This is a genomic window from Paenibacillus xinjiangensis, assembly GCF_059686975.1.
On the sequence record NZ_JCAALS010000002.1, the window covers coordinates 22,766 to 38,052 of the forward strand.

Sequence of the window (15,287 nt, forward strand, 5' to 3'; positions counted from 1 at the left end):
GTTCGCTCCTTTATCCTAAATTCAAATGATCATGCAGACTGAGAGGCTCCAGCTTAACGAACTCCTCCTTCTCAATATCTTCGAAGTAGCTCATCTGATTGCCAGGGTAATTGCGCATGCGCCAGCCATCCATATTCTTATTGCCGCTGTAGAGCGGATCGGCGTATGCCCCTTCTATCGTTAACTGGCGGAGCAGGGAGAAGAAGGTAGAGGATGGAACGCCTTTAAGTGAGGCTTCATTCTTCTCGAATGCAGTAAGCACCGCATCCTGCTCCTCTGCGCTAAGCTCGATGAACGTCTTCTGGTATTTCTCTGAGCTGTACTCGCGTAAGGAATCCAGCCCCATCGTGAATATTTCGTTTCGCTTGAAGCTGAGCTGGTAGCCCTGTGTAACATCGGCCTCATAGAACGGGCCCATCATATAATCGCGGGCGTTGATTCCCCATGCACCAGCCAGCTGATGATCGATATAAAAAGCAACGCCGAGCGCTTTGGCACCAGGGCCTAAGTCATCCTCGGGGAAAATACGCTCAGTTGCAGCTTCTGTATTAAGGAATTGATCCTGCGTTAAATACATGAGCGCTTGGCTGAAATCCCTCGATTCCTGCTGGGTAGGCGCAGCAGGCTGCTCCTGTGTCTCCTTCCCCCCTGTCGAGCTGCCGATTAAGCCGCCGATGAGTCCACCAACGACTGCTCCGCCGAGTGCTGTACCAGTGTATTTCATGAACTTACGACGGGATTCGTCCTGCGGCTTATCTTTTTTGAGAGTGTCGTTCGCCATAATAACCTCCTTGAATTTGTCGAAGACAAATGGACTTCATTGGGCATGTGCTTCATTATTGCGAAGCGAGCTTGCTTCCAGTAATCGAACATGCTATTCATTGTTACTTAAAGAAAGTTTTACCTATTTGCTGAATTTCATCCAAAAAGATATAACGATAACGGTAAACAAATGTTTGTTATTGTGGTAGTATGAAGTTAGTTATATGTAATAACAAAATAACATATTAGCTAACAAAAGATTGGGGGATGAATGGATTGCTTAACATTGATCTTACGAATAAAGTCGCTCTGGTCACTGGGGCAACTGGTGATCTTGGCAGAGTGATGGTTCGCACTTTGGCAGCTTGCGGTGCAGATATCGTGATCCATTATTTGAGTAACGAGGCTAAAGCAACGGAGCTGAAAGATGAGATTGAGGCGCTTGGCCGAAGAGCGACAATTATACAAGCCGATATAACGAAGCAAGTGGACGTCGAACGTATGCAGCAGGAGGCAGCTGAACAGCTGGGAGCCGTTGATATTGTAATAGCGAATGCTGTTATTCAATATCAATGGGCGAGTGTATTGGAGCAGCCTGCCGAGGATTATGCGGGGCAATTCGAATCTTGTGTGATGCAGAGCGTCTATTTGGCGAAAGCTTTCATACCATCCATGATTGAGCGTGCAGGTGGCGGACGTTTTATTGGTATTAATACAGAAAGTGCCATGCAGAACTTCCAGAAGCAATCTGCATATGTTGCCGGCAAGCGCGGGATGGATGGCGTATATAGAGTTCTTGCCAAAGAAGTAGGGGAGCATCAAATTACAGTGAACCAGATTGCACCTGGATGGACAATCAGCGACAGGGATCGGGAAGCACAAACGGAGCGTAACGAAGGATACGAGAGCAGCGTGCCGCTGAAGCGCCGTGGTACCGATCAAGAGATTGCCAATACGGCTGCTTTCCTCGCATCCGATCTAGCTAGCTTTATTACAGGCGCATACGTACCGGTCAACGGCGGCAATGTGATGCCTACGATCTAAACTCATGGGCGGACATCATCGAAGAGCGAAACGAGTTTCGCTATTTAAGGAAGCGACTTTCGCTAATTGTCGGCTGCTCAGGCTAATTAGTGGTGATAGCGAAACGAGTTTCGCTATTAACGAAAAGAAATTCACCAATAGCGAACTTCGTGTACCTATTCGATTGTTCACCTGACTATCACTCCGCATTAGCGAAAATAGATTCATCATTAGCGAAATTCATTTCGCTAATCAAACCCGAGTAACTGGATCAAGCACCAGCGAGCCACAGACGGTTAGTTGAGTAGCTAGATAAGCAGCAGCGAGCCACAGACGGTCAGTTGAGTAACTAGATCAAGCAGCAGCGAGCCGCAGACGGTCAGTTGAGTAACTGGATAAGTACCAGATAGCCACAGACAGTTAGTTAAGTAACAGGAAAAACACCAGCGAGCCACAGACGGTCAGTTGAGTAACTAGATCAAGCAGCAGCGAGCCGCAGACGGTTAGTTGAGTAACTGGATAAGTACCAGCGAGCCACAGACAGTTAGTTAAGTAACAGGAAAAACACCAGTGAGCCATAGACGGTCAATTGAGTAGCTAGGATAGCAACTGTAGAATTAGCGAAGCAGTTTCGCTATTTAAGGAAGCGACTTTCGCTAATTGTCGGCTGCTCAGGCTAATTAGTGGTGATAGCGAAACGAGTTTCGCTATTAACGAAAAGAAATTCACCAATAGCGAACTTCGTGTACCTATTCGATTGTTCACCTGACTATCACTCCGCATTAGCGAAAATAGATTCATCATTAGCGAAATTCATTTCGCTAATCAAACCCGAGTAACTAAGATCAAGCACCAACGCACCGCCCACGGCCATTAGCTATCTGCCTCGTGCTCATCTCTCCACTGCTTGCTCTTCATGTCTGCAGACACACACCTCCAATCCACGGTGAAGTGGAGTGGGGGTGTTTGGGGTGAAGAATGCGGTGCTGACAACAGTAAGAATTCCTAAGCCAACTGAATATGGTTTTGTTATACTACAATAGATACAGAAGCAAGAGAAACACGAGGAGCTAAGAGAATGAACCAGTCACGGCTGTGGAACCTATGGGCCAGATTTAACGACATGCAGATGGAGCGCAAGCTGCTGCTCGTGTTTTTATTATTGATAACGCTACCAATATCGTTCATCGGCTATATATCCTATACGAATTACTCGCAATCGATTGAAGAGAAGACCATCGTATACTCCACCAAAATGCTGGAGAACATGATGGTGCGAGTCGACGATTATATCGAGGATATGATTCGCATATCATCGATTCCTGCCTATCAGGACGATATTAAGCAAAACCTGCTGCGCTCGAATCGTTACTATGAGCAGCGGCAGCAGGCTTCGGGAGAGGATGGCAAGACATTACCGGCAGAGTTCGATCTGCTCTTGTCGATCCAGAGGGGCATTGAGGGGAATATCTCATTCATTAACAACATTAAGCGGGGCGCGAACTCGGTTTATATTTTTGACAAGTATGGGAACGGCTATTATTCAACGCAGGCTGGCGGAATCCGGCTCAATATTCAAGAAAGCTACGAGACCTGGATACAGCGTGTGGATCAGTCTAGCGGAGAAGCCATGCTGTTCGGTACCGAGAAATATACGAGTAATCTCAAAAGCGAGAGATACGCCTTCACCGTCGTCCGCAAAATCATCGACAAGTCGCTGCGGCAGATTGGGCTTATAGCGGTGGATGCGAATATTAGCGTCATCGAGGATCAGATAACAGAGCTGGACAACGTGACGAACGGCCGCTCCATTATTGTAGATGAGCTGGGCAACGTTGTGTATGACAGTGAGAAGCTGAGGACAGCGACCAACATTAGCAGTGATCAGGACTTTGAGCAGGCTATAGGGGAAGAAGGAAGCTTTTATGCCGATATGGATGGAGAAAGCCTCCTATTTATTTATGCAACCTCACCGAACACGAAGTGGAAGGCGATCACCTCCATACCCGTCAAGGAGCTGACGAAGGATTCCGTCGTCATTCGTAATGTGACGTGGATTGCGACCTTCGTGACGATTGCGGTTGCCCTCTTGCTGTCGATTTTCCTATCCATTGCCCTGACGAATCCCCTTCGTAAAATGATGCGCCTGATGAAATCCGTTCAGGAAGGCGATTTCAATGTGAAGTTCCAGGTGAAATACCGCGACGAGGTCGGGCAGCTAGGCAATCAATTCAATCGGATGATTGTCAGAATTGAGCAGCTAATCCGGGATATATATCAGATGGAGACGAAGAAGAAGGAAGCAGAGCTTCATGCGCTGCAGAGCCAGATTAACCCCCATTTTATGTACAATACGCTTGAATCGATTCGAATGGAAGCGGAGTTGAATGATGATGTAGTGGCAGCAGATATGATCTCCGTTCTAGGCAAGCTGCTCCGTTATGCCATCAGTGATCTGCATGAGCAGGTGACGCTGCAGCTGGAGCTTCAGCATGTAGATAATTACGTCCAAATGCTCAATTACCGTTATCCTAACCGGTTTATTCTGGCTGTAGAGACGGGAGCGGGTCTTGAGCGTTACCCAATCATTAAGCTTGTGCTTCAGCCGATCGTGGAGAATGCCATCTATCACGGGATGGATGACCGCAAATCCAAGATGGTGATTAGAATTCAAGCGGAGCTCAGCCATCCCTACTTGCTGCTTCGCGTAACCGATGACGGACTCGGGATGGACCGAACAACGCTGGAGCGTCTGAACCAATCCTTCGCAGGGGGAGAGCAGCCTAAACGCAAGAATGGCGGCATTGGTCTAGCTAACGTCAATGAAAGAATCAAGCTGCATTACGGCAGCATGTATGGCATCAAGGTGAGGAGTGCAGTTGGGGAGGGAACAGAGGTGCTGCTGCAGCTGCCGCATCCTGATCAACTACTTACGTCAAGGGAGGGTGATTCATGAGAACCTATGGAATAATTATGATAACAATCCTATGTGTTGTATTAGGAGCGGGCTGCATGTCTTCCAGCTCTACGGATCAGCTCAAGCCATCCAGCGAGCAGGAAGGTGCTGATAAGGGAACAGACGGCAGCAGTACGACAACGCTGCAGGTATTGACTAACCGTATTGATCTGATCGAGAACGGTGAGCTGCGTCGTTATGCCGAGAAGTTCTCAGAGGAGCATCCAGGAGTTGTGATCGAGTTCGAGGGCATTACGAATTATGCCAATGATATTATGGTTCGATTGTCGACACGCAATATGGGGGATGTGCTGCTCCTCCCTAACAATATTACGAATCAGGAGCTGCCTAACTTCTTCGAGCCTCTGGATGACGGGATGTTCGAGAATCTCAGATTCGCCGATTACAAAGCCTATCAGGGCAAGCGCTATGGCATGACGACTGGAGCTTCCACGACAGGGATTGTCTACAATAAAGCCGCCTTCAAGAAGGCAGGCATTACAGTCATTCCAACGACCTTAGATGAGTTCTATGAAGCGAGCGGCAAGCTGAAGAATGTCGGGATCACCCCTATATATTTGAACTATGGAGCACAGTGGCCGCTTATGGTGTGGGGGGAGGATCTGGTCAGCTATATGACCGGCGATGCCGCTTATTTGAATGACATGGAGAATAGCGATGAGCCATGGCAGCTGGATACGCCGTGGGGAGATGCGATAACAATCGTCAGAACCTTGATCGACCGCGGCTATACAGAAGCGAATCTGATCGAGAACAATTGGGAGAAGTCCAAGAGTGAGATAGCACAGGGCAGCACAGCTATGTATTTGATGGGAAATTGGGTCATTAATCAGATCGTTGATGCTGGGGCAGATCCGGATAATATCGGTTATTTTCCATTCCCCTACGATAATAGTACAGAGAGATTCGCACCGCTAAGTCCAGATTGGTTCATTGGCGTTAGCAAATTCAGTACCAAAAAACAGCTGGCAGCCGAGTGGGTGGAGTTCTTCGTACGAGAATCGGGCTATGTCGAGGATTCCGGCTTCATGCCGATCGATCTAATGAAGCCGTCATCCGTGCCACAGCAGCAGCTTCAGCAGTTTCTATCGTTCAATCCTATATTGGTGGAGAGAAAGCCTCCAAGCGACCGATTCTTAGAAATCGCCAATATCTCGCAAATAGCGTTCTGGTCAGGCGACTATCTTCAGGAGTGGATTGCAGCTCCAGATTTGTCCACGGTGTTCGAACGCTACAATCAGAAGTGGAAGGAAGCCAGACAAGCCTCCACACAATAATCGAAGCAGACGCTAACTTGTTAGCATGTTATAATAACAAAAAGTAGATAAGATAATGGAGCTGGAGTGGTAACATGTCGAAGAAAGTGACGATGCAGCAAATTGCAGATTATTTAAGCGTCTCTAAGTTTGTCGTGTCCAAAGCGCTGTCAGGCAAAGGCGGAGTTAGCGAGCAGACGAAGGAACGCGTTATACAGGCTGCTTCGCAGCTAGGTTATTTCACGCAAAAGAATGCTTATGTCAAAACGATGAAGCTCGATCAGCTTCCGAAATCACAGTCCGGCAACAAACAGTCTGTTATTGTCCTGATGCCTAACATTCGCTTCCAGACGAAGGATTCCGTCTATTGGGGCCGCATCCTGGATGGCATCTCCTCGCGTCTGGAGGAGGACGGGCTAGGCATGGTAATCTTGTCCGAGCAGAGCGTAGATCATTTTCTTCATTTGATCAACCCTAGCGGCATATTAGGCTTAATCGGAGTTGGAGAGATTTCCACTCCTCTGCTGCTGGAGGTGCACCGGATTGGCCTTCCGATGGTATTGGTCGACCACGAGGACCCGCTGATCCCAACGGACACCGTATTCGTGAACAATTACGACAGTATGAATCGATTGGCGAAGTACCTGATCGGCTCGGGACATAGGCAGCTGCAATTCATCGGAGATACGCGGTTCTCCAGAAGCTTCTATGATCGGTGGACAGGCTTCCGCAGTGCTCTGGAGGAGAATGGCTTGAGCGTTGGCATCAAGGAGGAGATGATACTAGCTCTGGATGGCCTTGAGAGCGAGTATTTTCAAGAGCAGATTCGCAGCTGGGCGGCTAAGCGCAAGAAGGCAGGGACATTGCCAACGGCATTCCTATGTGCGAATGATTCCATCGCTGTGAGTGCTATCCGTGCGTTGACCGAGCTGGAAATTGCAGTACCAGACGATGTATCGGTTACGGGCTTCGATAACATCGAGGACGCTTACCAGCTGCAGCCGACGCTGACGACGATCCATGTGCCGAAGGAAACGCTGGGCAAACGGGCAGTCGACAGGCTGCTCGCACGAATCGTGAGCCAGCAGGACCCCGTGGAGAAAATACTGATTGCCGGCGAGGTGCTGTATAGAGAGTCGACGACAGAGGCTAAGCTGTCATCGGTATAGAAGGCAGGTCCCGTCATCTATCGGTGGCGGGCTATTTTTTTTCGTGGGCATTTCTGAATTTATGTCTAATTTCATTGGCTCCTATGGTACAATGTGTGGATATATTTAAGACCATGTACAGGAGGAAATGATGACTCAGCATCTCATACCCCATAATGCTTTAATTACGGTAGCGGGCACTGTCGGCGTAGGCAAATCCACATTAACAGCTGCACTGGCGAGCCGACTTGGCTTCCGAACTTCTCTTGAGCAGGTCGAGCATAACCCTTATTTGGAGAAGTTCTATCATGATTTCGAGAGATGGAGCTTCCATTTGCAGATTTATTTTTTGGCCGAGCGGTTCAAGGAGCAGAAGGCGATCTATGAAGCAGGCGGCGGCTTCGTTCAGGATCGTTCCATCTATGAAGATACGGGTATATTCGCAAGAATGCATGCGGATCAAGGGACGATGTCAACGACGGATTATGCGACCTATACGAGCTTGTTCGAAGCGATGGTCATGACGCCTTATTTTCCCCACCCGGATGTGCTGATCTATTTGGAAGGCAGCCTGCCGTCTATTCTGACACGGATTGAAGAGCGCGGTAGGGAAATGGAGCTTCAGACTGATCGTTCCTATTGGGAGAGGATGCATGGCAGATACTCAGACTGGATCGCAGAGTTCGATGCATGTCCTGTGCTTCGCCTTAATATTGAGGATTATGATGTTCATGATCCAAGCTCTATGGATACTATTCTCCAGGATATAAGCAACACGATCCAGGCTGCCAGAAGCGTGAAATCATAGCGTCTCCTAGCTCAAAATAGGATATTATTCCCCTGAAATTGGATTAATCTAGTATAATTAGAAGCTCAAGCGATACATTCGTTTGGGCTTTTTAGCATGAATACAGACAGACCTAATGGAGAATGAAGCGATGAATAGAGACCGTAAGATTCTAATTATTGAAGATGAACAGCCGATTGCGCGAATTGTAAAAGATTATTTGACCATTAATGGCTATACGGCTTTTGTCACGCATACGGGCAAGGACGGTCTGCTGGCTATCGAGAGCGAGCAGCCAGATTTCATCATTCTGGATATTATGCTGCCGGACGCCGATGGCATTGAGCTCTGCCGCCAAATTCGGGAGAGCAGCGCTACGCCGATATTGCTGCTGAGCGCCAGAGGCAGCGATACAGATAAAGTGCTGGGGCTAGGCTTCGGTGCAGATGATTACATGACGAAGCCTTTCTCGCTTAGCGAGCTCGTCGCTCGGATTCAAGCGCATTTGCGCAGAGTGGAGCGTATGGCAAGCGTTCCGGCGCCTGCTGCCGCACCTCCAGCTCAGGTGGAAGGACGACTAACCTTCGGCATTCTCACAATCGACAAGAAGGCTTATCAGGTAACGTTAGAGGGCAAGGAGGTATCCTTGTCTGCCAAAGAATTCGAGCTGCTCTATTATTTGGCCAAGCATCCTAATCAGGTGTTCTCGAAGAGCCAGCTGCTCGATGCGATATGGGGCTTCAACGAATATGGCGATGAGAATACGATATCTGTGTATGTCCGGCGAATTCGAGAGAAGATTGAGGCAGATGCCTCGAGCCCTGTCTATGTAAGGACAGTATGGGGCGTTGGGTATAAGTTCAGCGTGGACTAGGCGAGATAGGAGAGAGCGATGTATTTGAGTCAATGGATGCGCAGGTGGCTGGCAGCAGCGCTTGTCTGTATCGTTGTTATTGCAGGCAGCAGCATGCTCCTGCTGGCAGATGCCCTCGGAAGCCAAGCGGAGCAGAGTTCAACCTATGTCATTAATCAAGCACGAATTCAGGTTAGCGGGACTATGCAATATCTGGAGCAGTATATCGAGCAGCTCGAGCTGGATGCTGATCGGCAGAGGACGCTGCTGGCTATGACTGAAGACAGCGGCATGAGCCTCTTAGTGGCGTTAGCAGACGGCACAGTGATCTTCGACTCTGAGCAGTCGTCGATAGCGTCAATAGATGTAAGAACGGCGGTCCACTATGATATTTACGCATCCCAGATCGACAAGGAGATGTACCGTGTAGCTTTTCCAATCGTAGAGCAGTATACGGGGACGCAGGTCGGCAATGCTATCTTCCAGCTACCCGCTGCATCCATGATGAATGGGGAAGCCTCCAAGCCTCCCATCGCTCCAAGTCTTCTCCTGCTCTCCTCTATAATCATTCTCGTGATTCTGCTCTTCTTGCTGCACCGTAGAATTACCTATACGACCATCAAGCCTATTCAACAGCTTACGGGCTATTCAGAGGCGATACTTAGAGGTGATTATGAGCAGCAAGCGGAATATGCCAGTATGGATGAGGTCGGTGAATTGTATGCGATGTTCGATCAGATGAGGCTGGAGCTGATGGAGCTCAATCAGAGCAGAACGCAGCAGGAGAAGGCTCAGAAAGAGCTGATATCCTCGATTTCACATGATATTAGAACGCCGCTGACGACGGTGAAGGCTTATATTGAAGCGATAAGGGCAGGCGTATGCCCGGATATGGATGCCGTAATGGACTATATGGAGGTCATGCAGCTTAATGCGGATCAGATGGCGAGACTGCTGGACGATCTGCTGCTGCATGCGCTCAGAGAGCTGGGACAGATTTCTGTGCATCCCGTCGAGCAGTACAGCGGGGAGCTCTTTCATGCGATTATTACTCCGCTTGGACATTACGTTCGCACGACTGGGGTTACGTTCATCGAGCCGCAGAGCCTCCCTAATGTTCTTATTAAGGCGGACAGCACTCGTCTGGAGCAGGTGATTGGCAATCTGGTGTCCAATGCGCTGAAGCATACAGCAGCGGGAGATTCGATTCGAATAAGCGTGGAGCAGGATGCTGCGCAGCTGACCGTAACGATTGCGGATACCGGAAAAGGGATTCTGCCGCAGGATATGCCCTTCGTATTTGAGCGGTACTTCCGTGGCCATGCAGACGAAAGTGCTGCTACGCTTGGCAGCGAGGGGACGGGACTTGGCCTGTCTATATGCAAGTCGATCATTGAAGCGCATCAGGGAACGATTTCTTTTACAAGTCAGAAGGGACAGGGAACGGTGTTTTATTTCTCAATTCCGCTGTGCTGAGCGAGGCTGTAAGAATTTATACATAATTTGATAAGCATGCAGTAAGATCGGCCCTTTACAATCCATAGTAGACAAAGCGATTACGGGAGGGCATATGAAGAAACCGATTATTCAAGCTGTGAACCTATGTAAGACTTATCAGACCGGCAGTGAACAGTATCATGCGATTCGGAACTTGAATGTCGATATTTATGAAGGGGATTTCACTGTCATTATGGGCAATTCCGGCTCAGGGAAATCGACGCTGCTCTATCTGTTAAGCGGGCTTGACAGTTGCACAGCTGGGGAGGTTTATTTTCAGGGGGAGCGGATTGATGGTTATAAAGAGAAGCAGATGGCGGAGTTCAGAGCGAGAAGGATGGGGTATATCTATCAGAGCATCAACCTCGTGCCCGATCTGACGATCTTCGAGAATATCGCGCTTCCTGGCTATGTGGCAGGTGCAGCAAGGCCGGAGGTGAGGGAGAAGGCGCGTGCCCTTATGCGGAGGATGGACATCGAAGGTCAGCATAATCGCCTGCCCTCACAAACATCAGGTGGACAGCAGCAGCGAGCTGCTATCGCCAGAGCACTTCTTAACGGACCGGATGTAATCTTCGCCGATGAGCCGACGGGGAGCCTAAATGTGGAGCAAGGTATTGCAGTGCTTGACCTCTTAACGGGCATTAACCGCCAAGGCCAGTCCGTTGTTATGGTTACTCATGATATTAAGGCGGCCTGCCGAGCCGACAGGCTTATTCTTATAAGAGACGGCAAGCTAGGCGGCATTCTGGAATTCGACAAATTCGCAGAGCAAGGCAGCAGCGAGCGTGAAGCGATGATTTTCTCTTACGTGACGGGAAGGGGGTAGCGCTATGTATGCGGTATGGACTCTTTGTCTGTCTAATCTAAGAACGAAGAAGCTTCAGAATGGGCTGATCGCCCTGCTCATCCTAGCGTCTACGCTTCTGCTCGCTACATCTGTCACCATCATCTCCAGCTCAGAGAATGTGTTCACGGATAGGCATGAAAAGGCGAACGGATCTCACCAGATTCTGACGCTGGCAAGTGGGCAGCATGATCCCCAGAGGGTCCATGAATGGTGGAGCGGGCAGGAGGGGGTGGCGTCATCTGAGCTGCTGCCCTTCCGGTATTTGTACGGAATCGAACATGAAGGCACCTATGTTCCGAATGTTTATTTGCACATGATGAATACGCCGGAGCATGCTCCTACAGTGGATAAGCTGATTTTTGCACAAGGACAAGAAGCGGTCACTCCTGACAAAGGGACGATATGGATTCCTACCTCGATGGCTTATTCCTATGATATCTCGGTAGGGGATCAGGTGGGATTTCATGCAGGCGATGCGTTGCTTGCTCTGGAAGTATCCGGGGTCGTTGTCGACTTGCCTTACGGAGCACCATTTACGACGAGCGCGCGCATATGGATGAACAGCGAGGATTATGAGGAGCAGATGGCTGTACTACCTGGCGAAGATCTGTTCATGATGGGCCTTCGTTATGAGGATTACAGTGAACGACTGGATTATTGGGAGCGCTTCGAGCAATACCTGGGCGTTCCGTATCAGGGGGCCAAGATGGAGTTCGAGGAGATCTCCTCCTTCTATCTTATTATCAATAAAATAGTCGGTTTTATTATGATTTTTGTAGGCGTCGTGATGATATCCATTGCACTGTTCACCGTTAGCTTCACAATCGCCGATGCTGTATTGACCAATTACAGGACGATTGGTGTCCTGCAATCTATCGGCATGACCGCTCAGCGAACGATGAGGGTGTATATCCTGCAGTATGCGCTCCTTGCGGCTGTATCGATTGTGCCGGGACTAATGCTAAGCTCTCTGTTATCGAGGCTGATCGTAGACAGCGCCCTTTCTTATTTGAGAACAGATGCTGAACCGTTACAGCTGCAAGGCATTCCAAGTGCCACAGCCACTGCCTTGCTTGTTTTTCTTATCGTCCTTGGATGTGTATGGCTGTATGCCCGCAGGGTACGCAGGGTCCAGCCTGTACAGGCGATTCGGTATGGGATGTCAGAGCAGGACAGCGGCAGGCTGGCGAGACGTCTAAGCAGATCAGGCAGCAATCGATTGGGATTCGGCTCGATCCCGGTGCTTCTGGTCATTGGGCTAAGAGCTGTTCTGATTAATCGCAAAGGCTCCACACTCATGATGGCACTGGCAACGGTAACGTCGGCGATACTCGTATTGGGATTTGTTCTGCTGAGTAGCATTGCCTCCATCCAGCAGACAGCTTCATCATGGGGGTATGATTCTGCTAACATTGCTATAGTCGTGTTGAATAAGACGACATTCCCTCGCGCTGAGCTGGAGAAGGACCTGCTGGCAGATAAGCGTATCCGAACGGTCGGCTGGGTCGGCTATGTCAATGGCGTACTTCCTTCGCAGCCGGCGAAGAACGATAATGAGTCGGATGTCCAGGCGATGAACATTAATATCACCGTTGTAGACGGAAGCTATGAAGAGCTGGGCTACGGCACCTTGGAGGGGGATAATCCTCGCAATCGCAACGAAATCGCACTTGGCGTCAATATAGCGAGGACATGGAACAAGCAGATTGGTGATGTCATCGAGATCTATATAGAGGGGAACAGAGTGACCTTCACCGTCACGGGCATTTATCAGGCTATCGCCAATATGTCCTACACTGCGAGAATAACCGTAGATGCGGTGCTAGCGTATAACCCGAATTATGTTGCTCTAGAGTCTGGGTTCATCAATCTGGTCGATCCTACGCAGGATGATCTCATAGTAGACGAGTTGAATGCTCGATATAAGCTTGACCTATCGGCCGTTACGCAGCAGACGCTGCTTGATTCGGTGTTTAAGGAAGCTGTGGCTGTCCTCCTCATTCCGATGAGCCTGATGGGACTGCTGTTTATTATCGTTACCTTCATTATCATCTACAGCGTATGCCGGATTAATATCCGCAAAGAAAGCCGTACCTATGGCATCTACAAATCGATCGGCATGACCTCAGCGGCTATTCGATGGTCGATTACCCTTGGGATCGTCGTTATATCCACTATTGGAGCTGTGCTCGGCATGGGTGCAGGTGTGTATCTGCTGCCTAAGCTGCTCAGCAGTATACTGATCAACTATGGAATTGTACAGCTGCCGCTCGTCATGAATAATGCAGGCATTATCGCAGTCGCATGTATAAGCATATGCTCGGCTGCGCTCGGCTCATGGGTATCCTCAAAAGCCATACACGAGGCATCGCCTCGAATGCTGGTAATAGAGTAGAGCGGAGGTTAACGTGTATTTAAAAAGCAAAAGGCTCAACAGGTGCGGCGCATAGCCTCCTGTTGGGCCTTGTTTCTTGTTTAAGGTGCATAAACAGCAGCGGAGCAGAACGAATGATTCTGAAGAAGCGCAGCGTTCGCCTTTGTTTCCGGATTGCCCCCATGGGCAATTGTTCAAGCAATCCGGAAACAACAGCGATCGTAAGAACATTCGTCCTGCGCAGCAGCTTGTTTAATAATATATAGGTTTAAATTAATCCAATGGAAATGGCTAACGTTGTCCAATTCGATCACATTCGTTAATAGCTATAATGAAAGCGTAACCAACATATGAACTCCATTAAGCTTATCCGAACCGAAATTAGGGAGGACTACATTCATGAATAAACATATTCGCTGGATTGCAAGCACGGAGCAGCACCGCTGGCAGGAGCAGACGGCGGTAGCAGCATCAGCTGAATCAGCTAACTTAACGATATCCGATCACTTATACCAGACATTCGAAGGCTTTGGCGGCTGCTTCAATGAGCTTGGTCATGTCGCGCTGGGTTATCTGCCAGCGAAGGATCGTCAACAGGTGATGTATGACCTGTTCCATCCGGAGGGTGACCATAAGCTCAGCGTATGCCGGCTGCCGATCGGTGCCAGCGATTATGCACTAGATTGGTACAGTCATAACGAGATTGACGGCGATACCGCGATGGAGCATTTTTCGATTGAACGCGATCGCAAGCATTTGATTCCTTATATTAAAGAAGCGCTTGAGCTCAATCCTGACCTCGTATTGTTTGCTTCCCCCTGGAGCCCGCCAACGTGGATGAAGTTCCCGAAATCATACAATTATGGCACGCTGCGCTGGGAGAAGGGTATCTTGGAAGCGTACGCCCTGTACTTCGTCAAATTTGTACAGGCTTATGCAGAAGAAGGAATCACGATCCATCAGGTGCATGTGCAGAATGAAGTGGTCGCTGATCAGAAGTTCCCTTCCTGCGTATGGACCGGACAACAGCTGCGAGAGTTTATTCGCGATTATTTGGGGCCAGCCTTCGAGCAGCATGGGCTGGCTACAGAAATCTGGCTGGGCACCATTAATGCGCCAGAGGCTTGGGATGAATGGCTGAAGAAAAAGGCAACCGATTTCGACGGTTATGCGGGTACAGTGCTCGGAGACCCAGAGGCGTACAAATATGTCAAGGGAGTCAGCTATCAGTGGGCGGGCAAGTATGGAATTCAGCGGACCGTGCAAAGCTATCCAGAGCTGCGTTATATGCAGACCGAGAATGAATGCGGCGATGGAGAGAATACTTGGTTCTATGCCAAATATATTTTCAACCTATATCAGCATTATTTGTTCAACGGGGTCCATGCTTATATCTATTGGAATATGGTGCTGGAGCCGAAGGGCAGAAGCACTTGGGGCTGGGAGCAGAATGCGATGGTTACCGTTGATCCTGCGTTGCAGCAATATGGCCGGAATCCGGAATATTACGTCATGAAGCACTATGCGCATTATATATCCCCTGGCGACATCCGAATTGGCTTGCAAGGTCCGTGGTCGGGCCATGCCACAGCCTTCCTGAAGCCGGACGGAACGAAGGTAATCATACTGACGAATCCTTATTTGGAGGAGAAGGAGCTGCGACTGTCGAGCGGCTCTGAGGTATACAGCTTCAGGCTTGAGCCTGAATCCTTCCATACGATTGTATGGCCTGGCTAAAATGGTCTCATTCACGAACGCCC

12 protein-coding genes are annotated in these 15,287 nt (G+C 49.3%); 11 read left to right on the plus strand and 1 reads right to left on the minus strand.

Features of this window, described 5'->3' with window-relative positions:
- Nucleotides 1-10: 10 nt before the first annotated feature.
- The gene (locus AC6ESP_RS02170) at nt 11-781 is read right to left on the minus strand and encodes a gluconate 2-dehydrogenase subunit 3 family protein (protein ID WP_497095036.1); all 771 of its coding nucleotides are present in this window, start codon (nt 779-781) and stop codon (nt 11-13) included.
- Nucleotides 782-1,029: 248 nt separating this feature from the next.
- On the opposite strand from AC6ESP_RS02170, the gene AC6ESP_RS02175 reads away from it, so the two are divergent.
- The 11 genes from AC6ESP_RS02175 to AC6ESP_RS02225 all read left to right on the plus strand — a co-directional run bounded on the left by AC6ESP_RS02175 (nt 1,030) and on the right by AC6ESP_RS02225 (nt 15,264).
- Entirely contained in the window at nt 1,030-1,806 is a 777-nt protein-coding gene (locus tag AC6ESP_RS02175; protein ID WP_497095037.1) for an SDR family NAD(P)-dependent oxidoreductase, read from the plus strand.
- Between the two features lie 1,057 nt (nt 1,807-2,863).
- Nucleotides 2,864-4,741 (plus strand): sensor histidine kinase, encoded by a 1,878-nt coding sequence (locus AC6ESP_RS02180; protein ID WP_497095038.1) that lies wholly within the window; start codon nt 2,864-2,866, stop codon nt 4,739-4,741.
- A 56-nt stretch (nt 4,742-4,797) separates the two neighbouring features.
- Nucleotides 4,798-6,039 (plus strand): ABC transporter substrate-binding protein, encoded by a 1,242-nt coding sequence (locus AC6ESP_RS02185; RefSeq protein ID WP_497095039.1) that lies wholly within the window; start codon nt 4,798-4,800, stop codon nt 6,037-6,039.
- Nucleotides 6,040-6,113: 74 nt separating this feature from the next.
- The gene (locus AC6ESP_RS02190; RefSeq protein WP_497095040.1) at nt 6,114-7,187 is read left to right on the plus strand and encodes a LacI family DNA-binding transcriptional regulator; all 1,074 of its coding nucleotides are present in this window, start codon (nt 6,114-6,116) and stop codon (nt 7,185-7,187) included.
- Between the two features lie 130 nt (nt 7,188-7,317).
- Complete coding sequence (locus AC6ESP_RS02195; protein ID WP_497095041.1) at nt 7,318-7,974, plus strand: deoxynucleoside kinase; 657 nt, start codon at nt 7,318-7,320, stop codon at nt 7,972-7,974.
- 130 nt (nt 7,975-8,104) lie between these two features.
- Nucleotides 8,105-8,827 carry a response regulator transcription factor gene (locus tag AC6ESP_RS02200; protein ID WP_497095042.1) on the plus strand — a complete coding sequence of 241 codons (723 nt, stop codon included), beginning with the start codon at nt 8,105-8,107 and terminating at the stop codon, nt 8,825-8,827.
- 18 nt (nt 8,828-8,845) lie between these two features.
- A complete protein-coding gene (locus tag AC6ESP_RS02205; RefSeq protein ID WP_497095043.1) occupies nt 8,846-10,282 on the plus strand; it encodes a HAMP domain-containing sensor histidine kinase in 1,437 nt (478 codons plus the stop codon).
- A 94-nt stretch (nt 10,283-10,376) separates the two neighbouring features.
- Complete coding sequence (locus AC6ESP_RS02210) at nt 10,377-11,132, plus strand: ABC transporter ATP-binding protein (protein WP_497095044.1); 756 nt, start codon at nt 10,377-10,379, stop codon at nt 11,130-11,132.
- 4 nt (nt 11,133-11,136) lie between these two features.
- Nucleotides 11,137-13,548: an FtsX-like permease family protein gene (locus AC6ESP_RS02215; RefSeq protein ID WP_497095045.1), complete on the plus strand. Its 2,412-nt coding sequence runs from the start codon at nt 11,137-11,139 to the stop codon at nt 13,546-13,548.
- Nucleotides 13,549-13,624: 76 nt separating this feature from the next.
- Nucleotides 13,625-13,783, plus strand: a complete 159-nt coding sequence (locus AC6ESP_RS02220) for a hypothetical protein (RefSeq protein ID WP_497095046.1) — start codon at nt 13,625-13,627, stop codon at nt 13,781-13,783.
- 143 nt (nt 13,784-13,926) lie between these two features.
- On the plus strand, nt 13,927-15,264 hold the full coding sequence (locus AC6ESP_RS02225; protein WP_497095047.1) for a glycoside hydrolase family 30 protein: 1,338 nt from the start codon (nt 13,927-13,929) through the stop codon (nt 15,262-15,264).
- Nucleotides 15,265-15,287 lie beyond the last annotated feature (23 nt).

What these genes read in the sequence shown, in the direction of transcription:
- AC6ESP_RS02170 (WP_497095036.1), bottom strand. Translation starts at nt 781, where the DNA reads ATGGCGAACGACACTCTCAAAAAAGATAAGCCGCAGGACGAATCCCGT.
- AC6ESP_RS02175 (WP_497095037.1), top strand. Translation starts at nt 1,030, where the DNA reads ATGAATGGATTGCTTAACATTGATCTTACGAATAAAGTCGCTCTGGTC.
- AC6ESP_RS02180 (WP_497095038.1), top strand. Translation starts at nt 2,864, where the DNA reads ATGAACCAGTCACGGCTGTGGAACCTATGGGCCAGATTTAACGACATG.
- AC6ESP_RS02185 (WP_497095039.1), top strand. Translation starts at nt 4,798, where the DNA reads ATGTCTTCCAGCTCTACGGATCAGCTCAAGCCATCCAGCGAGCAGGAA.
- AC6ESP_RS02190 (WP_497095040.1), top strand. Translation starts at nt 6,114, where the DNA reads ATGTCGAAGAAAGTGACGATGCAGCAAATTGCAGATTATTTAAGCGTC.
- AC6ESP_RS02195 (WP_497095041.1), top strand. Translation starts at nt 7,318, where the DNA reads ATGACTCAGCATCTCATACCCCATAATGCTTTAATTACGGTAGCGGGC.
- AC6ESP_RS02200 (WP_497095042.1), top strand. Translation starts at nt 8,105, where the DNA reads ATGAATAGAGACCGTAAGATTCTAATTATTGAAGATGAACAGCCGATT.
- AC6ESP_RS02205 (WP_497095043.1), top strand. Translation starts at nt 8,846, where the DNA reads ATGTATTTGAGTCAATGGATGCGCAGGTGGCTGGCAGCAGCGCTTGTC.
- AC6ESP_RS02210 (WP_497095044.1), top strand. Translation starts at nt 10,377, where the DNA reads ATGAAGAAACCGATTATTCAAGCTGTGAACCTATGTAAGACTTATCAG.
- AC6ESP_RS02215 (WP_497095045.1), top strand. Translation starts at nt 11,137, where the DNA reads ATGTATGCGGTATGGACTCTTTGTCTGTCTAATCTAAGAACGAAGAAG.
- AC6ESP_RS02225 (WP_497095047.1), top strand. Translation starts at nt 13,927, where the DNA reads ATGAATAAACATATTCGCTGGATTGCAAGCACGGAGCAGCACCGCTGG.